Consider the following 19,753-nt stretch of genomic DNA (forward strand, 5'->3'; position numbering starts at 1 on the left):
TCCAATAACGTGAAGCAAGAGCGGTGTTTGCCGCTCAACTTGGCTCTAATCATGAACTAAATTCTAATAAAAGAGCCCCTATTAATACACCTATAATTAGAAATGGTGGTGAGCAACATGGATGCACATCGTTCAACGTACGCTGAAACTCATTTGCGTAAACCTGAAATTGTAATGGCGCCAGAAAGACTGGGTGCAATGCACCAAAATAGAATCAGTTTTGTTCGTAGCTTAATACGCAAAATGGCACAGCAAGAGTGGCAAGTCACTAAGCATGAATGGCAATTATCACCACAAGGTTTTGGTTATGTTATTTATAAATTAGTGACACCGAATGATACGTATCATTTGGTTGTTTTTTGTGACGAAATTGCAGATGAAGAACGTAATGATCGTGTTATCGCCGAAAAATGGGATGTAACGTTTGCTTTGGTTCTTGGGGAAGTCAATGTCGATTTATTAAGTCGATTAAAAGCCAATGTGCCATTACAAGAAGCAGGAAGAAACCCTAATAATGTCTTGGTGTTAGCAAGAGCAAATAAAAGTGTACGAGTCTTTGAACATCTTGTTTCTCATCTAGCGAAAGGAGATCAACCTAACCAGAAAGAGTTGGCTGAAGTCGGTTATATTCTTAGAACTACCGCGGTGTATGGTAATGGAAAGTTTGGCATTGCCGATTTTAAATTATTGGAAAATAACGCTGACTTTAATCAGTCGTTTAGTGCGCAAATGTGTGCCGTTTATTTATTGCGTCAATTCAGCTTAGATTGGGTGCATTACTTAGCAACTGAACAAGGCGGAGAAGACGCCGTTTATTTAGATCGCCAATTGCAACGCTACCTTGGGGTAGGAAATGCCACAGGGTTAGGGATGGCTCCCTATTTAATTAACCATCCTTGTATTGTTGACCAATGGATGTTTGCTCGAGAAATGGCATTGGCTGAAGTTCTGCATAATAGGGTGTCGTTAAATAAGAAAGAACCTCTAAATTACTTGTTGAAAAAAGCAGTACTGCACCTAGAGCAGGTGATGACTATTAATGAAACTCAAGATAACCTTAATAATATCGCCGTTTCTGAATTAAAAGAATTAACGAACAATTTAGATAACGTATTTGGTCTGAGTTTAACGTGGAAAGATGTAGTCACTCAATCGCACAGTATGAGTTTAGAAGCCCAAGAGATCCTGTTGTCTTGCTTGATGGAAGTGAATCCAGAATTAGTTGATAGGTTTGAAGAACAGATGAACTGTAGTGAAACACTCTCCCTTCCAAGTGGAAAAAAAGTGCAAGACTTAAGGGTAACTATAGAGAATTGTTATCAATGGGCAATTAAAACGGACTTCACTAAACCAGAAAATAATTATTGGTTTTGGTATCGCTCACAAGATAAAGAAGAACCTCGATTAGGGATTAGAGGGAAAGAAAAGGGAGAAGATCGAGAGCTGCCATTAGACATAGGTCGACAAGTTTATCGTCTTTATCATTCGTTATTGAAATGTGATAAGACGTTATCATTGGCTGAATTTTTAGTTGAGCATCCAAAGTACCGCGCCATCGCACGAAGAGTCTGGACATTAGGGCATAAGGCCATGGGGGATATTCAAATGAATGTACTACATAAGTCGTCTTTACCTATGCATTTATTACGCTGTAAATTAGCGGTTTTTGGCGCAACAAAATTTGATCCACGATCAGACCGTTGGGTGAGAGTGACTTTTTTTCAAGGCGCGCCACTGTTAGATGAAGTTCATGATGGTGAATGGCTATTCCCATTATTGCCAGTCGAAGGAGAAAGCTAATGATCGTGTCACATAATGAATTAGTTGCAGTAACTAATAAGGCATTTCTGGGAATGAGACGCACGTGTGGTGAGGCTGATATCATTGCGAATATGGTAGCCGATCTGCAAATGGTTGGTTTAAACGGAGTAAAGCATTTTAATAATGCCAGTCGATTCCTAACTACAGAGGACGATTGTCCTGTAGATATAACCATTGCAACTTCTGGTGATTTAATCGTGGATTTACATGGTTGCAGTGTTGCGTGTCATTTACCCGTTATTGTCGATTATGCGATTGAAAAAATGGTAGGAAAAAAAGCATTAACAATTACGCTTAATAACTGCCATAACCGTTGGTTGGCGTACAGTGAATTAGTTAAATTAGCGGCAAAGGGCATTGCGTGTAAAGCGGAATGGGAAAATGGAACTAGCCCGAAAAGAACATGGTATATCCTAAATAGAGGTTGCGTTGCTCCAGACCTATTTTTATCTGATGAGGTAGCTTTAAATAGTCCTTACCTTAATGATATGACGATTGAATTAGCAGTAAAAGATTTCAATGTAGAGGAATATTCAAAAGGATACAGCATTCATATTGATTCAACTGAATTGAGCATGACTCAACAGGATTCATGGCGTAATGGGATTGATGTTGATGACATTGACTGGGAGATCTTAAAACAAACGGCAATGGCTATGTTAGTTGAAAATAGTGAGCTATCTCTTAACGGTGCGGGTGAGCTGGTTTAGTCATATAAATTTAATGAATATAAAAAGTACTCATGGTATAAATAATGAGTGCTTTTTTATGCTTGTCTCAAAATTAAGTCAAATTATTCGTATGTTTACATTACAAATGTACATAAGGTTACTTACACTTTACGTAGGTACTAAGGATGAGGTGGTTATATGAATTCGTTAGATACAAAGATCAATATGGTTGCAGATTTAGAACCAAGTAAAAAACTGCCTATTCAAAACGATCAACAGGATGATTCTGTGAATACGTGGGATCAACTTACCGAACAGCAGCAACAAGATATCTTAGCGCACTTAACGGCAATTCCTTTTGAGTAGTTTTTTGCGTTAAAGCACGCTTTATTTCCTATTCAGGATAATTTAATCCAATAGGGTCTACTTTATGGAACTTTTGTAACCATCCTCGTCGAAAAACAGCCTTTTCCTTTCCTATCCCTTCGCTATTCTGCAAACTGTTAACTCGATTACATTATCTAACCTTACCTTTGTAGTTATTTAATCATTGAGCTAAGTTAATAAAATTATTATAAAAAATAAGACTAAGCTGAAAATTTAATTTGGCTAGTACTAGCAGCGGAGTCTGCAATTGGATATGGAGCAATAGTCACGGATGATATCTTATCTACTCAGGCGACTTTTATTGGTTGTCCCAACATTTATCGGAATAACCTTACTTATTTTTGCCTTAACACGGTTTGTGCCTGGTGGCCCAGTAGAGCGAATGCTTTTGAGTTTGCAAATGCAAGGGAGCTCTGAAACGGGTGGAACCAGCAGTGTTACCGATGGTAATAATGCCCTATCTGAAGATCAAATCGCTGAGTTAAATGCTTTCTATGGTTTAGATAAACCGGTATTTGAAGCCTATTACGACTGGTTAACTAAATTAGTTGTTCTTGATTTAGGGGAATCAACTCGTTATTACGAACCCGTATGGGACATGATTGCTGAACGCTTACCTGTTTCTCTTTTTTATGGAGGGATGACCTTTCTACTTAGTTATATGATCTCTATTCCTCTTGGCTATTTAAAAGCGCTAAAACATGGTTCCATCCTTGATTCTACCTCCTCTATTGCTATTTTTGTCGGATTTGCCTTACCTGGTTATGTCATTGGTGTTTTCCTCATTAGTTTATTTAGCTATCAGCTAGAGTGGTTTCCAATGGGAGGCTTTGTCGGTGATGATTTTGATGACTTCGGTGCTTTTGAGCAAATAAAAGACATTATGTGGCATGCCGTGTTACCTCTATTTTGTTATCTCATTGGTGATTTCGCGTTACTTACCATGACAATGAAGAATAATTTGATGGAAAACTTAGCCGCTGATTATGTACGAACAGCCATTGCAAAAGGGTTGCCGTTTAAAAAAGCAGTGCGTAAACATGCATTACGAAATAGTTTAATTCCTGTCGCTAGTCACTTTGGTAATTCATTAATGTTTTTTATGACAGGGTCATTTCTGATAGAAGTTATTTTTAATATTGATGGGATTGGGTTGCTAGGTTATGAAGCGATAATGGAGCGTGATTACCCTGTGGTCATGGGCTTATTTGCCATTAATGCCACCATGCTGATGCTTGGTAATATTTTATCTGATATTTGTGTAGCAGCGGTTGATCCGCGCGTTAAATTTGGAGCTTAATTATGTCGTTTATTTTAAATTTAAGTCCATTAACGCAAAAGAAAGTTCAACGATTTAAAGGAATAAAACGCGGTTATTGGTCTTTCCTAATTTTATCTTTGTTATTGGTACTGTCTATTTTTGCTGAAGTTTTTGTTAATAGTAGAGCTTTGCTTGTTAGCTACCAAGGTCAGTGGCATTTCCCTACTTATGGTGATGTGAAATCAGGAGACACCTTTGGTTTAGGGTATGTACATGAAGCCAACTACAGAGAATTACAACTTAAGTTTGAACAAGAAAGTGAAGGTAACTTCGTCATTATGCCTATAGTACCTTGGAATCCTTACGAGCAAGATTTCTCTGGCGATTTTCCACCAACAGAACCAAGCATTGAAGACAAGCATTACCTAGGCACCGACACGATTGGTCGAGATATTTTATCGCGCTTGACCTATGGTTTTAGGATAGCGATGGGTTTTGCGCTTATTACGTTAGTCATCTCTTATGCGATAGGGGTTTCTGTTGGGTGTGCGATGGGCTTCTTTGGTGGAAAGTTCGATTTGTTCTTCCAACGCTTTATTGAAATTTGGTCTATGGTGCCGTTTTTATACGTCATCATGATATTAGTCTCAATCATGAAACCAAGCTTTATGCTCTTTACCTTAATTAATGTCATGTTTGGCTGGATGGGAATGACATGGTATATGAGAACCATGACCTATAAAGAAAAATCCAGAGAATATGTGATGGCAGCAAAAGCATTAGGGGCATCTAATTCACGCATATTATTTCATCATATTTTACCCAATACGATGGTCATGATTGTGACATTAGCCCCCTTCACTATTGTGGCCAATATCACCGCACTAACCGCTTTGGATTATTTAGGATTAGGACTTATGCCTCCAACCCCAAGTTGGGGAGAGTTGCTACAACAAGGTAAATCCAATTTAGATTCACCTTGGATAGCGACTTCTGTTGTGACTGCTATTGTTACGGTATTAATTATGGTGACTTTTATTGGTGAGGGGATACGTGAAGCTTTTGATCCCAAGAAACATACGCGATATGAGTAATTTCATTTAATCGTTTAATGGAATAAATAATAAATAGGAAGGGACTTATGACGATAAAAAAGAGGCTGATATTACTGTCAGTATCAACCGCGGCTTTGTTCAGTGTAAATGTATTTTCGGCTGATCTTCCTGCAAACTTACAGTGGCAGACGAACGATACAGCGCCAACATTTGCCTCTTCTCAAGCCGAGTTTGGTGGTACTTTTAGAACCTATACCTTGAGTTTTCCTCAAACGTTTCGGACGGTTGGGCCAGATTCTAATGGTTCATTCAGAGCATGGATCCTAGAAGCAAGTTTACCACCACTGATTAAACACCCTAATACTAATGAATGGTTACCGGGTTTGGCTCAATCATGGGCGTTTGGGGACGATAATAAAACCGTTTACTTTAAGTTAAATCCCAAAGCAACATGGAGTGATGGTAAACCAGTCACAGCGGATGATTATCAGTTTATGTTGAAGCTAATGCGTTCAACCGACATTGTTGCCCCTTGGTATAACGATTTTTTTACCAACGAAATTGATGAGATTATTACGTTTGATAAACACACGATTGGCGTTGTGTCAGCAAAAGCTCGTAACCGTGATGAGCTTATTGAATATGCCAACTTAATGCCGCGTCCTGAGCATTTTTATGGAACGCCAAAAGTGGATGACAATAACGATGGTATTGAAGATAAATTTGTTCGTAAATACAACTTTAAACCAGAACCGGTTACCGGGCCTTATTACATCGATAAAATCAAAAAAGGGAAGAGCATTACCTTTAAACACGTAGGTAAAGAGTGGTGGGGCTACGAGAATAAATACAATCAGAATCGTTATAACGTAGAGAAAATCAACATCAAGGTGATCCGTGATGCAGACATAGCGTTAAAACATTTTGAAAAAGGCAATTTAGATGCGTTTGATTTAGTTCGACCTGATTTATGGCATGAGAAATCAGAAGGGAAAAACTATCAAAATGGTTATATTCATAAAGCGTGGGTATATAACCAAGCTGCAGTTGGTGCTGGAGGTTTGTGGTTAAATACGTCAAAACCTATGTTAGATGATATCAATGTCCGTCAAGGTATTATGTATGCGACGGATTTTGACATGATGATAGAGAAGGTGTTGCGTGGGGATTATTCTCGTAAACCAAATGGCATGGGATTTGGTCATCCCGGTTATGATAATACAGAGTTAAAAGCACCTAAGTTTGATGCGAAGAAAGCGATTACATATTTTGAAAAAGCGGGTTTTACAACGGTAGGGTCTGATGGTATTCGTCTTAATGATAAAGGTGAACGTTTAAGCTTTGCTGTGACGTATTCTCAACAGTCCTTTACGCCACGTGTCGCAGTGTTAAGGGAGCAAGCAAAACAGGCGGGATTGGATCTCGAGCTTAATCTTATTGATGGGTCAAGTATGTTTAAATATGTACTTGAGAAAAAACACGATATCTCTTTCCATAATATGGGTACCAGTGACATTCCTGCATATTGGGAATACTTCCATTCAGATAATGCCAATAAACCCCAAACGAATCACTTCACTAATTTTTCGTCACTAGAATTAGATACCTTGATCGACTCATTTAAAAATGAATTTGATATAGATAAGAAGCGTGCGTTATCACGAGATATTCAACAAGTCATTGCTGATGCAAATGTCATCGTTCCCGGGTATATGGTGCCTTATGCGCGAGCTGGTTATTGGCGTTGGATGAAGTTGCCAGAAAAAATGGCGACTAAGCAAACGGGGTATTTGTTTCATGGTTGGGGGTTCTCTCAAACATTCAGTACGTTCTGGATTGATGCGGCTGTAAAAACAGAAACGAAAGCGGCTATGAAATCCGGCAAGGTGTTTGAGCCAGTTATTGTTATCGATGATACCTATAAACTGTAACGTTAAAATCAGTCTTTATAGAACGAGAAAAAGCGAGGAGAGGGATCTTCTCGCTCAAAATTATAATAATAAAAGTGAAGATGTATATGGAAAGGAAAATCGTATTATCTGTTGAAGATTTAGTGACAGAGTTTCAAACGGACGATGGAACAGTTCGAGTGCTTGATGGTGTTAGCTTTCAAGTACCTAAAGGAAAAACAATTGGTATTGTGGGTGAATCAGGCTGCGGAAAAAGTGTGACCGCCATGTCTATTATGGGACTACTTCCCAAGCCTTACGGAAATGTGGTTAGCGGGTGTATTTTCTATGATGAAACCGACTTAACCCAGTTAAGCACAGAGAAATTGTATGAAATGCGTGGTAATCGTATTTCAATGATATTCCAAGATCCAATGACAGCATTAAATCCAGTGCACACCATTGGGAAGCAAATTAATGAAGTATTAGAACTTCACCGATCTGATTTAGATAAAAAGCAGCGCTTGGCGTATTCCATCGAAATGCTTGAAAAAGTGGGGATGCCGTCTCCAGAAGCACGATTGCACGAATATCCACATAATTTATCCGGTGGTATGCGTCAACGAGTGATGATAGCTATTGCTCTCGCTTGTGAGCCTGATATTTTGATTTGTGATGAACCGACAACGGCATTAGATGTGACCATTCAAGCCCAGATTTTAGAGTTAATGAAAAACCTGCAGGATGAAACGGGCATGTCGATTATTTTTATTACTCATGATTTAGGTGTTGTCGCTGAAATATGTGATGAAGTGGTCGTGATGTATGCCGGAAGAGTGGCTGAACAAGCGGGTATTTTTGAGTTATTTGATAATCCAACTCACCCATATACAAAAGGCTTAATGTCTTCAATGCCAAGTTTGAGCCTTCAACCAAAAACAGAACTTGAAACGATCCAAGGTACGGTTCCCTCTTTAAGTGACATGCCAAGCGGTTGCCGTTTTTCTACTCGTTGTAAATATAAGCAAGATAAGTGCGAATCTGAAGTGCCAGTGATGAGTGAAGTTGGATTATTGCATCAAGTGAGTTGTCATTTTAGCAACGCATTAGTGACTAATAATGAGGTGATAAAATGAGTGAATTATTGAGAGTAGATGATCTCAAACAGTATTTTTACTCAGGTAAAGGGATCTTTAATAAGGGCTATGTCGTTCACGCGGTTGATGGTGTTTCTTTAAGCGTAAATAAAGGCGAAACACTGGGTTTAGTTGGTGAGTCTGGTTGTGGTAAAAGTACCCTTGGTCGCAGTTTATTAAAGTTATTTGAACCAACGGCGGGTCGTATTTTTTTTGAAGGACAAGATATTACTCATCTTGGAAATAAAGACATGCGATCACTTCGCCAAGAAATGCAGATTATCTTTCAAGATCCAACTGAATCATTAAATCCGAGACATACCGTTGAAATGATCTTGGAAGAGCCATTTGTTATTCATGGCGTCGGCTCAAAAGAAGAGCGTAAACAGTGGGTAGAAGAATTATTAATTAAAGTCGGTTTACCAGTAAGCGCTGTGACTCGTTATCCTCATGAGTTTTCAGGTGGCCAAAAACAACGTATTGGCATTGCAAGAGCGATAGCATTGAAACCAAAGTTGATTGTGTGTGATGAGTCGGTATCTGCATTAGATGTGTCTGTTCAAGCGCAAATTGTGAATCTATTATTGGATTTACAACGAGAGATGAATCTCGCACTGATTTTTATTGCCCATGATCTTTCCGTGGTTAAGCATATCTCAGATAAAGTGGCTGTAATGTATCTAGGGAAGATTGTTGAATATGGTAACGCTGAAACACTTTATCATGCGCCTAAGCACCCTTATACCGAGGCTCTATTATCCGCGATCCCTGTTTCTCATCCTAGATTGAGAGGAAAAGAACGAATTATTTTGATTGGGGATGTACCGTCACCAATCAATCCTCCAAAAGGATGTCGATTCTCAACAAGGTGTCCAAAAGCAGAAAAACAATGTTTTACCGATGAACCGAAAAGACAGATTTTAAATAATGCAGGCCATGAAGTTGCTTGCCATTTATATGAATAAATATCTTTTTTGGAACATCTGTTTTTACCTATTTTATTCTATAGTTAATAAAAAATAACTGAGGCTATTATGAAAAAATTACTCGTATTGATTGCTTTTGGGGTACTCGCGGGGTGTTCATCCCAGATGCCTGACATGGGAACTGCAAAACCTGTTCATTATCAGTGTGAAGAGGGACGAAGTTTTCGGATTACATTCAATGAAGATAATGCGTTATTGCAATTACCAAAAGAAGATTATGCATTGAAGCGAGCAGTGTCTGCATCTGGTATGAAGTACATTTCAGAGGATGGTATGCCGGATATGAGTACAGCAATTACCTTTCAAGGAAAAGGTGAAGAAGCCAGATTAGATCTTGGTCGAGTGGCATTGAAAAACTGTGCTGTAATTAAATGATAATGAATGAAAATGGCCACGTATCATCGCGATACATGGCCATTTTTTATGACAGCGTGTTATACCAATTCACATCAATATCAGAGTAACTATTTATGTGGATCAGTTTTATTAAAGTTATGAACCGTAAGTCACAATATAGCGATTTGGTTTATGATTCATAGCAAGCACAATATTTAATACAACGGCACCAAGCACAGAAATCGCCAATAGCCACGGCGTAATAAAAAAGAAAGAGGCACTTAAAATACAGAAGTCGATAACCATCTGAACTTTACCGACTGAAATACCAAACTTTTCTTGGATAAGTAGACATAAAACATTAAAGCCACCAAGGCTTGAACGGTGCCTAAATAAGATCAGCATACCTAAGCCCATTAATAACCCACCAGCAATAGCGCAGTAAATATCATTGATATGATCAACTGAAATCATCATATTTAAGTGGTCAGTCATAACAGAAACAAGACCGCCGGAAATTAAACTGGTTACTGCAAAACGTTTTCCAAATCGCTGCCAAGCTAAAGCGTAAAACGGCAAGTTACATACAAAATATAAAATACCAAAACTGATCCCACTCATTTGACTGATTAATAATGCCAGTCCAGTTGTGCCACCTGTAAGTAATTGAGCTGCTTGTAAAAAGAAAATACCTTGAGAAACTAAAAAGGTGCCAGTCAAAATGGCAATGACATCTTCCTTATGCGTGTGTTTTATTTTTTCCATAACAATTGAGTCTGTTTACTAATACCAATGAAATAATGCACGCAAGAATAGTGTGATTCTGAATTTAAGCAATTACTGGTAGGTAAATACAGTGTTGGTTTTGTAGTAAACGCTTTACATAGTGTAAAGCTAAAGATTGACACTTCTTGAGTATCTTTCATGTTGATAATGAGGAATCCTCAACAGAAATAACAAAGAAAAGTACTATTTAGGGTATCTGATCCAGATCAAATTATGTAGAATACGTTGCAGTTAAGACTAGTGACGTAATCGTTTGCGTCACTGGGCTATTTTTGGGTTTTATATTTATCTGAGTCAGGAGATACAGATGCTTAAGCGTGATATGAACATTGCAGATTACGATGCAGACTTGTTTGCAGCAATCCAGGAAGAGACAGTACGTCAAGAAGAGCATATCGAGCTGATTGCTTCTGAAAACTACACTAGCCCACGAGTGATGGAAGCTCAAGGTTCACAACTAACAAACAAATATGCAGAAGGTTACCCAGGTAAGCGTTACTACGGCGGCTGTGAGTTTGTTGATAAAGTAGAAACACTGGCTATTAACCGTGCATGTGAATTGTTTGGTGCTGAATACGCAAACGTACAGCCACACTCTGGTTCTCAAGCGAATAACGCAGTTTACATGGCACTACTAAACGCTGGCGATACAGTGTTAGGTATGAGCCTTGCTCACGGTGGTCACTTAACTCACGGTTCTCCAGTAAACTTCTCAGGTAAGCTTTATAACATCATTCCTTACGGTATTGATGAAGCGGGTCAAATTGACTACGAAGAAATGGAAGCGCTAGCAATAGAACATAAACCTAAGATGATCATCGGTGGTTTCTCTGCTTACTCTCAAATATGTGATTGGGCGCGTATGCGTGAAATCGCAGACAAAGTTGGTGCTTACTTCTTCGTAGATATGGCTCACGTAGCGGGTCTTATTGCTGCTGGTGTTTACCCTAACCCGGTGCCACACGCTCATGTAGTAACAACAACAACGCATAAAACATTGGCGGGTCCTCGTGGTGGTCTTATTCTTTCTAACGAAGGCGAAGATCTTTACAAGAAACTGAACTCAGCTGTATTCCCTGGTGGTCAAGGTGGCCCTCTAATGCACGTTATCGCTGGTAAAGCGGTGGCATTTAAAGAAGCACTAGAACCAGAATTTAAAGAATACCAAGTTCGTGTTGTTGCCAATGCAAAAGCAATGGTTGCTGAGTTTCTTGCTCGTGGTTACAACATCGTTTCAGGCTCTACTGAAAATCACCTATTCCTAGTTGATTTAATTGATAAAGACATCACTGGTAAAGAAGCAGATGCGGCACTAGGTTCAGCTAACATTACGGTTAACAAGAACTCAGTACCAAACGATCCACGTAGCCCATTTGTTACTTCTGGTATCCGTGTTGGTTCTCCTTCAATTACTCGTCGTGGCTTCTCTGAAGAAGATGCGAAAAACCTTGCTGGCTGGATGTGTGACATTCTAGACAACATGGGCGATGAGTCTGTTATTGAAGCAACAAAAGCGAAAGTATTAGAAATTTGTAAGCGTTTACCTGTATACGCTTAACACTTTTCGAACCATTAAATTTGAAAGGCTAGCCTGTTGTGGGCTAGCCTTTTTTATTGGTTATTTATATGACTTTCAAGTTAATAACGGTGAACTAAAGTACAGATAATTTATAATAAGTATGAGAAAAAATTCATGAATCATGATTTTTATTCTATTTCTGTATTTTTTTTGAGAATAAGTAAAAATAAGTGTGGTATGTTTCGATCTCAGTGAACTGAACGTTTAGTTTCAGTACTTCTAAAAGGTTGAATCATGAGTAAAAAATTATTATTAGCATCGTTGATATCAATGCTGCTTGTTGGCTGTAACCAAGAAAGTATAGAGGTTGGTGGGGGCAGTTCGACTAAACCTGAAACTATTCCGCCGACAGATATTATCCCACCGGAGCCTGAGCCAATCCCTCCTACGGATATTATTCCGCCAGTTACTTATACCGGAACGTTAGTCGCATCTGGAAAAGCAATTACAGGTGATGTTGAATGTAATGGCATTGAGTTAGGTACAAATTCGGGAACATTTTCTGTTAAACAAGGAGTTGAATTCTCTTGTTTATTGGATGATGTTATTTTAGGAACATTTAAAGCCCCTTTCCCATCAAAAGGAAAAACATCAGGAGAAGATTTCGTCCCTCATAGTTTCGATGTTATTGGCATTTATGGTAAAAATGCAACCAGTGTTCTTATATCAATTAGTGATTGTAAAAACACCGATAATATTTGTCTTTTCCGTGTTAGTAGTGATGAAATTAGAAATATTTATAATGAAACTAGTTTAAAAGACGAGGAAGTAGTTAAGATATTTGTGTCTGGTAAAGCTACGGATGAAATAGGTAAAGCTCCGTCATCTCATGTTGATAGTTTAATCGTTCCTGAAGTTACACCAGGTACAAGTAATGATTTAAATAGTGGCTTTGTTTCTGCTAGTGCAGAAAATAGCTATGCCTATAAACCAAGTGCTGAAGCGAAAGTATTAACTAAGAGCCAGTTAACGGATAATACAGGTACACCATTAGTTGGAGTTAATTTCTTCTCCGCTAATGCGGTAGGTATTACGGATGAAAATGGTAATTTTGAATACTTGTGGGGCGACAAGCTTACCTTTGGTATTGATACCTTTGAATTTGGCAGCGTAACTGGTAACCAAGTTAGTTATAAGATCACTGATGTTAGTGATAATGCAGTAGTTAAAGCGAATATCCAATCGTTAATTACACGATATGCAGAAAATAACAATAATGGATTACTTATCTCTGATAAAGTTCAAGAGACGTTTTCTCTTTACCCAAATGTAATCAACGAACTGATTAATTTAAGTTTACCTAATGGTGGTAAAATTGAAGGAACAGAGTTTTTATTACCGAATGAATTTGATTCACAATTCCAAAATGGGTTAACTGCTGCTATTGATGCCGAGTTACAACAGCAACCAGTCTCATTTTATTCTTCAGATATCTCTCATGTATTCTCACTAGATAATGGTACTTATGTAACCGATTCTCTAACTAAAATATTTAGTGGGGTAACTAGTTTTCATGTCTTCAATGATAACGGTAGCTTTTATGGTGCAACAGGCTATACAAGAGGAATGCGAGCGTTAAATTTATCTAACCAAGCATTTCCTATTATGATGCCTCGTGCGGATATCAATAAGGATATTCCTTTTGGAGAGCAGCAAGCGTGGACTCGTGAAGGTCGCCCTTATATTGCCGTTCATCCAACTATTGAGATGCCACAGATCCCTCTAGTTTCAAAAGATAACGCTACTTTTGGTTTTCCTTTTGTTACCGCTGGCGAAATTGGTTCTGGTAAAGTGGTATTTATGGGTAATAGCATGTACCCAAGCATTATTTCATGTCCAGATAACTATTGGGCTCATGAACTTGTGCGTATTGATAGTGAGGCACAAAAATGTACATCATCATTTTATTTATTAAATGATGTGCGTAATGATCAAGGAAGTATGGGGATTTTTTTCTCTAATCTATTTACTTGGTTAAATGGTGGTCACTCGATCAAAGATATTAATGTTGCTACAAATATTACTAAAGCAACACTACTTAAACCTGGCACATCACACGGTACAGAATATGACTTCTTTGTAAACCGATCTTTTGGTTTCTCACCATCTGTCAAAATGTTAACTAAGGATGGATTCTCTGGACGCTTATCAGCAAGTGAAACACCGTTATTAATTCTTCAGGCTTATCCGCCTAAGCCTCAAGGTGATGGTATGAGCCATCGTTTTATTGCTGATTTAGAAAATCCCAATCTAAGCCAAGATGATATTACTGCTTTAATTACTTACATTAATGAAGGCGGCAGTGTTGTATTTATGGATGCAATTGATAGGGTAACTAACCCTGAACCGATTGGGCGTTTAGCTGATTCTGCTGGTGTTTCATTAGGTGGGAGTAACGTTACACCAACGTCACAAGCATTTTGTGGTTCGTCATATTATTGTCAAGCACCATCTCCAAACCTTCATGTGAAGAGCCAATATGAAATGGTGGTTCTTGAACGCTTCCAAGATGTGGATGGACAACAACCGTATACAGTAAATCAAGATGGTTCGGTTGAATGGACTAAAGATGAAACTAAGATTAAGTTTGAAATTCCAACTTATGAAATGATCAAACGTGATGATAAAGGTGCCCCTTTATTAGATAAAGATGGCGTTCCTATAGTAGAGACTAAGTTTGCTCGTATTTTCGTTCAGAATGGTGAAGAGAGAGCAGCTGCTATATCTGAATTACAAGCAGCATTTAAAGGAACACCTTTATGTACTCATTCTTATGAGTATGAGTTTAACTGTATAGAAACTCGTCAAGGTGATGGTATTGAAACTCGTGGTGCTTATGGGCGTGCTGATTTTGACCGTTATCAGATGAGTCAATATATTGTAGAAAGCATGGTTAAAGCAGCAAACCTTGGTGATAACTTTAATGCACTAATGGAGCATGAGCTTTATTACCGCACCAAAGGTAAACAAGGAACGCGTTTATCTACGGTCGAGCTAAATCAGACCTACGATAATCTTTCGATTTGGATGTGGAACGATAACCCATACGCTTATGATTCTAATGTTCAAGATGAATTAGGATTTAAAACTGCGGTTGGTTTCCTTAACTGTTATACCAATAATGCGCATGGTAATGGATTAACTTGCCCTGATGATTTGGCTACTAAGTTAATTGGAAATGGGATGATCCATGGTGAGGGTGAACTTCTGGGACAAATGAATCCAAGCTACCCACTAAATTACATGGAAAAACCGTTAACTCGCATTATGTTAGGTCGTTCTTTCTGGGATCACGAAATAACGGTTGATACGACTAAATACCCAGGTCGAACCGTTGGTGCGACAACATCTGAAGCTGTTAATATTGAGACAGCAGGTAAAGCGGTAAGCTACTCTGCGGGAAATAATCAATCAACAGGCTTATGGGCTCCTCAATTAAGTGAGGTTACGGTTCGTGATGGTGTGACTGCAATGATTACCGTTATGATGGCGGATGATTTAACAGGTAAGCCACAACATGAGACAAGCTTAAACCGTCCTCCTAGAATGCAGATGAGCTTTGCTCACGATGGTTATACAACAACATTTAAAGTCCCTTATGGTGGTCTAATTTATATTAAACCTACAGAGACATTGAGTGGCACTTCAACAGTCGCTGAATTTAATTTGGACGGTGTTGAAAAATCGGCATGGTGGAAAAAAGATCCTGCGAGTAACCTTGGTGAGTGGGTAAATACACCTGATTCTTCAACTGCGCCAATCGCAGAAATTGATACGGGTTCATTTATTTACACCACTGCTCTTAATAATGTTAAGACAGTTGATCTTAATGAATTCAGTAAAAATATGAACCGCTTTGCTGATGCAGCAAGTGATTTTTACGGTCGTGATGAAGAGAGTGCTGATGGTCAACATCGTCGCTTTACTTATCCAGAGCTAAAAGAGTTCCGCCATCGTTTTGTGAATGATGTACAGATTTCGATTGGTGCGGCACATTCTGGTTATCCTGTGATGAGTAGTTCATTTAATGCTGACTCAAATAAAATACCAACAAATGCAATTGATGATTGGTTGGTCTGGCATGAAGTCGGTCATAATCTTGCTTCTGCACCATTCTCGGCGCCGGGTAGCACAGAAGTGACAAACAATCTTCTAGCTCTGTATATGCAAGAATTAGAAGGCCGCAATGCTAACCCAGAAATGGATCGTATTAGAACGAGTATTCAAAAAGCGCCAACTTGGTTAAGCTCTAATAATGGTCACGCATGGAGTCATGGTGATGCTGGACTTCGTTTAGTGATGTTTGGCCAACTGAAGATTTGGGCTGAAAGTAATTTCGACATTGATCGTTGGTATGCTGATGGCGAAACGAAACTAGCTATCTACAACCAAGATCAAGGTTGGAATATGATCAAGCTGATGCATCGTAAAGCTCGTGGTGATAAACAAGGTGATCAAGGCATTAACTATTGTAGTTCTCACGATACAGGCTTAAGCGCTGGTGATCTAATGATGGTATGTAGCTCTTATGTATCAGGCTATGATTTAAGAGATTTCTTCACTACATGGAATGTGGGAGAAACCTCTGTAACTAATGCCGATGGTACTAAAGTGTACTCGGGTGGAATTAGTGATGCAGGGTTAAATGAATTAACAAGATTACGCTTAGAAAAACCTGAAGTAAGCCCACTTAATATTAATTCGTTACCTAATTTAATATTAAGTAATTAAGCGATATTAACTAAAAAAGCCCCCGAACCATCAAGGCTCGGGGGCTTTTTACTATCAGTAAGTAAATTAAATAAAAACTTACTTATTAATATTAATCAACGCGCCAGATTTACATTGGAAAGTGTAGTAACGGCTTGTTTCATTAAATTTTCCTAGACCTTCACCAGTACAGTAATCAACGTTGATATCACGCATGATATCTAATGTCTTTTCATTGTTCAGTTGGAATTTAGAGCCATCGCTACATACGATACGAACACGGCCATCATCACTTACCGAATAAACTTTTACTTCTGTATTACATAGCTCAAAAGATGCATCTTGGTAATTATCTTGCTGTTTTGGAGCGCTGCTACAACCAGCTAAAACAAGGGCCAACACACACGCTAGACTGATCTTTTTCATTTTGATTATTCCTTTAAGCTAAATTATCTTTTAAATATATCTTGTAACTCTCTAGATTGCGAGTTTATGACAAATAAATCAGAGCGAGACCTTGATAGTATTCATCTGAATTGTTAATTCCGACATTGTTTGTTCAATGTTCAATGTTCAATGTTTATCACTTCATTTTCAAAATGACGAATATCACCAGTGAGTTCTTGGCGACGTTGAGTAATCTTTTTCTCCTCATCAGCTATAACGGCAAAGCCTCAGCCTTATTCGCCTGCACGAGTCGTTTCGATAGTGGCATGAGTAACCCTCTAATTAATGCGAGTATAAAGGGGCATTGATAAATCTAATTGATATTTTGATTAATAGTATTAAATTTACCTTACTCTAAACCTCTCTTCTTTAGCTTGAATGTAGGCACCGTTCCACTTTTCTTGTACACTAAATAAAAAATAATAGGAGACAAGAATGCATTGTCCATTTTGTAGTGCAACCGACACTAAAGTTATTGACTCTCGATTGGTTTCTGATGGTCACCAAGTTCGCCGTCGTCGACAATGTTTGGCGTGCAATGAACGTTTTACTACGTTTGAATCAGCCGAATTAGTCATGCCTAAAGTGATTAAATCCAACGGCAATCGAGAACCTTTTAATGAAGATAAGCTTTCTGGAGGCTTATACCGCTCGCTAGAAAAACGCCCAGTTAGTGCGGATTTAGTTGAATTAGCTCTGAATACTATAAAGTCAAAGCTACGAGCTACGGGTGAAAGAGAGGTTCCTTCGGACATGATAGGAAATCTTGTTATGGACCAATTGAAAGAGCTTGATAAAGTCGCTTATATTCGCTTTGCATCGGTTTATCGCAGTTTTGAAGATATAAAAGAGTTCGGCGAAGAAATCGCAAAGCTAGAGAAATAACATGAAATTTACCCTTCAAGATCACCAAATGATGCAGAAAGCCATTTTATTGGCAAAAAAAGGCATTTACACGACAGCGCCGAATCCAAATGTTGGCTGCGTGTTGGTTAAAAATGGACTGATTATTGGAGAGGGTGCGCACTTAAAAGCTGGAGAGCCGCACGCTGAAGTCTACGCGTTACGCCAAGCGGGTGAAAATGCAAAAGGCGCGACAGCGTATGTCACTTTAGAACCGTGTTCTCATTATGGCAGAACCCCACCTTGCGCTGAAGGTTTAATCAAAGCCGGCGTTGCTAAGGTTATTTGTGCCATGGTTGATCCTAATCCACAAGTGGCTGGTCGTGGTTTATTAATGTTAAATGACGCAGGTATTGAAACCGCATCAGGGTTGCTAGAAGCTGACTCTCGTGCTCTTAATCCTTACTTCTTAACTCGAATGGAAACTAAAAAGCCTTTCGTTCAATTAAAGATGGCTGCCAGTCTTGATGGTAAAACGGCATTAGAAAATGGCGAGAGCCAATGGATAACCTCTAAAGAAGCAAGGCAAGATGTTCAGCGTTACCGTGCTTTATCTGGTGCCATATTATCAACAGCAAAAACGGTAATAGAAGATAATGCTTCTTTAAATGTACGCTGGGGTGATCTTCCGTTATCAATTCAAAAAAGTTATCCAGAAAGAAAACTAAGACAACCATTACGCGTTATTTTAGATCGCCAACACGAACTCACTTCAGATCTTAAATTATTCAATGTTGAAGGTGACGTTACAACCATTTCTTCTCAGTTCTCTCACCCGATTAGTCTTCAAGATAGTCATCTGCATTGCAATGTTTGTGACGATGGTAAACTTATCTTATCTGAAGTTATCGATAAAATAGCGCAAGAATGCAATGTTAATCATATTTGGGTAGAAGCTGGGGCTACCTTAGCGGCTAGTATGATAGAAGCCAATTTAGTGGATGAATTAATTATTTATTTAGCGGCTAAATTGATGGGTGCTGATGGGCGCAGTTTATTAAATATTGTCGGATTAACCGCCATGTCTGAAGCTATCGATCTAAACATTACAGATGTTCGAATGGTAGGTAAAGATATTCGAATTACAGCAACAATAGTAAGGTAACGTATGTTTACAGGAATTATCGAATCAATCGGTACACTTCAAGCCATCACGCCTAAAGGTGAAGATGTTAGTGTGACAGTTAATGTTGGCAAATTAGACATGGGTGATGTGAAATTAGGCGACAGTATTGCGACTAACGGCGTTTGTCTAACTGTCGTTGCCATGACCAAAAATAGCTACACTGCAGATTTGTCTTTAGAGACATTAAAGCGTACTGGTTTTGTTCATTATAAAGCGGGCGATAAAGTTAATCTTGAAAAAGCGATGTTGCCGACCACTCGTTTTGGTGGACACATCGTCTCTGGCCATGTTGATGCGGTGGGGGAAATAATTGAACGTCACCAAACAGGCAGAGCGGTCGAATTTTGGATTCAATTACCACAAGATTTAGCTAAATATGTGGTGGAAAAAGGCTCAATAACGATCGATGGTATCAGTTTGACCGTGAACGATTTACGTAAAAATGCATTTAAACTTACTATTGTGCCCCACACAGCATCGGAAACGACGATGGATACATTCACTGTTGGAAAAAAAGTGAATTTAGAAGTGGACTTAATTGCACGATATTTAGAAAGACTTGTGATCGGACAGAAAGAAGAGCAACCTCAGTCTTCTGTTACGATGGATCTTTTGGCAAAATCAGGTTTCTTAAATTAACCATTTAACCTAACTAATATA

General features: G+C 38.6%; 16 protein-coding genes. 14 read left to right on the forward strand and 2 right to left on the reverse strand.

The features are described 5' to 3' along the window. Nucleotides 1-117 precede the first annotated feature (117 nt). The 9 genes from A6E03_RS11475 (at nt 118) to A6E03_RS11510 (ending at nt 9,581) form a co-directional block, all read left to right on the forward strand. On the forward strand, nt 118-1,800 hold the full coding sequence (locus A6E03_RS11475) for a hypothetical protein (RefSeq protein WP_255310633.1): 1,683 nt from the start codon (nt 118-120) through the stop codon (nt 1,798-1,800). After that, the gene (locus A6E03_RS11480) at nt 1,800-2,531 is read left to right on the forward strand and encodes a DUF3726 domain-containing protein (protein WP_065600905.1); all 732 of its coding nucleotides are present in this window, start codon (nt 1,800-1,802) and stop codon (nt 2,529-2,531) included. The genes A6E03_RS11475 and A6E03_RS11480 overlap by 1 nt, the downstream gene beginning before the upstream one ends. A gap of 159 nt (nt 2,532-2,690) precedes the next feature. Further along, complete coding sequence (locus A6E03_RS20275) at nt 2,691-2,858, forward strand: hypothetical protein (protein WP_176703473.1); 168 nt, start codon at nt 2,691-2,693, stop codon at nt 2,856-2,858. Nucleotides 2,859-3,150: 292 nt separating this feature from the next. Further along, entirely contained in the window at nt 3,151-4,179 is a 1,029-nt protein-coding gene (locus A6E03_RS11485; protein WP_065592093.1) for an ABC transporter permease subunit, read from the forward strand. A gap of 11 nt (nt 4,180-4,190) precedes the next feature. Next, complete coding sequence (locus tag A6E03_RS11490) at nt 4,191-5,234, forward strand: ABC transporter permease (protein ID WP_176703475.1); 1,044 nt, start codon at nt 4,191-4,193, stop codon at nt 5,232-5,234. 47 nt (nt 5,235-5,281) lie between these two features. Further along, entirely contained in the window at nt 5,282-7,126 is a 1,845-nt protein-coding gene (locus A6E03_RS11495; RefSeq protein WP_141677269.1) for an extracellular solute-binding protein, read from the forward strand. 86 nt (nt 7,127-7,212) lie between these two features. Continuing rightward, entirely contained in the window at nt 7,213-8,220 is a 1,008-nt protein-coding gene (locus A6E03_RS11500) for an ABC transporter ATP-binding protein (RefSeq protein WP_065600906.1), read from the forward strand. Next, on the forward strand, nt 8,217-9,185 hold the full coding sequence (locus A6E03_RS11505; protein WP_065600907.1) for an ABC transporter ATP-binding protein: 969 nt from the start codon (nt 8,217-8,219) through the stop codon (nt 9,183-9,185). Before A6E03_RS11500 ends, A6E03_RS11505 begins: the two co-directional genes overlap by 4 nt. A gap of 69 nt (nt 9,186-9,254) precedes the next feature. Further along, nucleotides 9,255-9,581 (forward strand): MliC family protein, encoded by a 327-nt coding sequence (locus A6E03_RS11510; protein ID WP_065592097.1) that lies wholly within the window; start codon nt 9,255-9,257, stop codon nt 9,579-9,581. 117 nt (nt 9,582-9,698) lie between these two features. Here the strand turns inward: A6E03_RS11510 and A6E03_RS11515 are convergent, their stop codons facing one another. Next, complete coding sequence (locus A6E03_RS11515) at nt 9,699-10,307, reverse strand: YitT family protein (protein WP_065600908.1); 609 nt, start codon at nt 10,305-10,307, stop codon at nt 9,699-9,701. Nucleotides 10,308-10,635: 328 nt separating this feature from the next. Here A6E03_RS11515 and glyA point away from each other — a divergent pair, with 328 nt between their 5' ends. Next, a complete protein-coding gene (glyA, locus tag A6E03_RS11520; protein WP_012549648.1) occupies nt 10,636-11,886 on the forward strand; it encodes a serine hydroxymethyltransferase in 1,251 nt (416 codons plus the stop codon). 255 nt (nt 11,887-12,141) lie between these two features. Continuing rightward, nucleotides 12,142-16,638, forward strand: a complete 4,497-nt coding sequence (locus tag A6E03_RS11525; protein WP_065600909.1) for an SslE/AcfD family lipoprotein zinc metalloprotease — start codon at nt 12,142-12,144, stop codon at nt 16,636-16,638. Nucleotides 16,639-16,716: 78 nt separating this feature from the next. Here the strand turns inward: A6E03_RS11525 and A6E03_RS11530 are convergent, their stop codons facing one another. Further along, nucleotides 16,717-17,043, reverse strand: a complete 327-nt coding sequence (locus A6E03_RS11530) for a hypothetical protein (RefSeq protein WP_065592100.1) — start codon at nt 17,041-17,043, stop codon at nt 16,717-16,719. A 456-nt stretch (nt 17,044-17,499) separates the two neighbouring features. Here A6E03_RS11530 and nrdR point away from each other — a divergent pair, with 456 nt between their 5' ends. Genes nrdR through A6E03_RS11545 form a run of 3 tightly spaced genes read left to right on the forward strand, consistent with a single transcriptional unit; the run spans nt 17,500 to nt 19,732 of the window. Continuing rightward, nucleotides 17,500-17,949, forward strand: coding sequence for a transcriptional regulator NrdR (gene nrdR, locus A6E03_RS11535; RefSeq protein ID WP_065592101.1), 450 nt, complete (start codon nt 17,500-17,502; stop codon nt 17,947-17,949). 1 nt (nt 17,950) lies between these two features. Continuing rightward, a complete protein-coding gene (gene ribD / locus A6E03_RS11540; RefSeq protein WP_065600910.1) occupies nt 17,951-19,072 on the forward strand; it encodes a bifunctional diaminohydroxyphosphoribosylaminopyrimidine deaminase/5-amino-6-(5-phosphoribosylamino)uracil reductase RibD in 1,122 nt (373 codons plus the stop codon). A gap of 3 nt (nt 19,073-19,075) precedes the next feature. Beyond that, nucleotides 19,076-19,732 (forward strand): riboflavin synthase, encoded by a 657-nt coding sequence (locus A6E03_RS11545; RefSeq protein ID WP_017023076.1) that lies wholly within the window; start codon nt 19,076-19,078, stop codon nt 19,730-19,732. Nucleotides 19,733-19,753 lie beyond the last annotated feature (21 nt).

It is taken from the genome of Aliivibrio sp. 1S128 (assembly GCF_001691065.1).
Lineage (GTDB): Bacteria > Pseudomonadota > Gammaproteobacteria > Enterobacterales > Vibrionaceae > Aliivibrio.

Bases quoted from the DNA above. Each gene is read 5' to 3' on its own strand.
- A6E03_RS11475 (WP_255310633.1), top strand. From the start codon at position 118: ATGGATGCACATCGTTCAACGTACGCTGAAACTCATTTGCGTAAACCT.
- A6E03_RS11480 (WP_065600905.1), top strand. From the start codon at position 1,800: ATGATCGTGTCACATAATGAATTAGTTGCAGTAACTAATAAGGCATTT.
- A6E03_RS20275 (WP_176703473.1), top strand. From the start codon at position 2,691: ATGAATTCGTTAGATACAAAGATCAATATGGTTGCAGATTTAGAACCA.
- A6E03_RS11485 (WP_065592093.1), top strand. From the start codon at position 3,151: ATGATATCTTATCTACTCAGGCGACTTTTATTGGTTGTCCCAACATTT.
- A6E03_RS11495 (WP_141677269.1), top strand. From the start codon at position 5,282: ATGACGATAAAAAAGAGGCTGATATTACTGTCAGTATCAACCGCGGCT.
- A6E03_RS11500 (WP_065600906.1), top strand. From the start codon at position 7,213: ATGGAAAGGAAAATCGTATTATCTGTTGAAGATTTAGTGACAGAGTTT.
- A6E03_RS11505 (WP_065600907.1), top strand. From the start codon at position 8,217: ATGAGTGAATTATTGAGAGTAGATGATCTCAAACAGTATTTTTACTCA.
- A6E03_RS11510 (WP_065592097.1), top strand. From the start codon at position 9,255: ATGAAAAAATTACTCGTATTGATTGCTTTTGGGGTACTCGCGGGGTGT.
- A6E03_RS11515 (WP_065600908.1), bottom strand. From the start codon at position 10,307: ATGGAAAAAATAAAACACACGCATAAGGAAGATGTCATTGCCATTTTG.
- glyA (WP_012549648.1), top strand. From the start codon at position 10,636: ATGCTTAAGCGTGATATGAACATTGCAGATTACGATGCAGACTTGTTT.
- A6E03_RS11525 (WP_065600909.1), top strand. From the start codon at position 12,142: ATGAGTAAAAAATTATTATTAGCATCGTTGATATCAATGCTGCTTGTT.
- A6E03_RS11530 (WP_065592100.1), bottom strand. From the start codon at position 17,043: ATGAAAAAGATCAGTCTAGCGTGTGTGTTGGCCCTTGTTTTAGCTGGT.
- nrdR (WP_065592101.1), top strand. From the start codon at position 17,500: ATGCATTGTCCATTTTGTAGTGCAACCGACACTAAAGTTATTGACTCT.
- ribD (WP_065600910.1), top strand. From the start codon at position 17,951: ATGAAATTTACCCTTCAAGATCACCAAATGATGCAGAAAGCCATTTTA.
- A6E03_RS11545 (WP_017023076.1), top strand. From the start codon at position 19,076: ATGTTTACAGGAATTATCGAATCAATCGGTACACTTCAAGCCATCACG.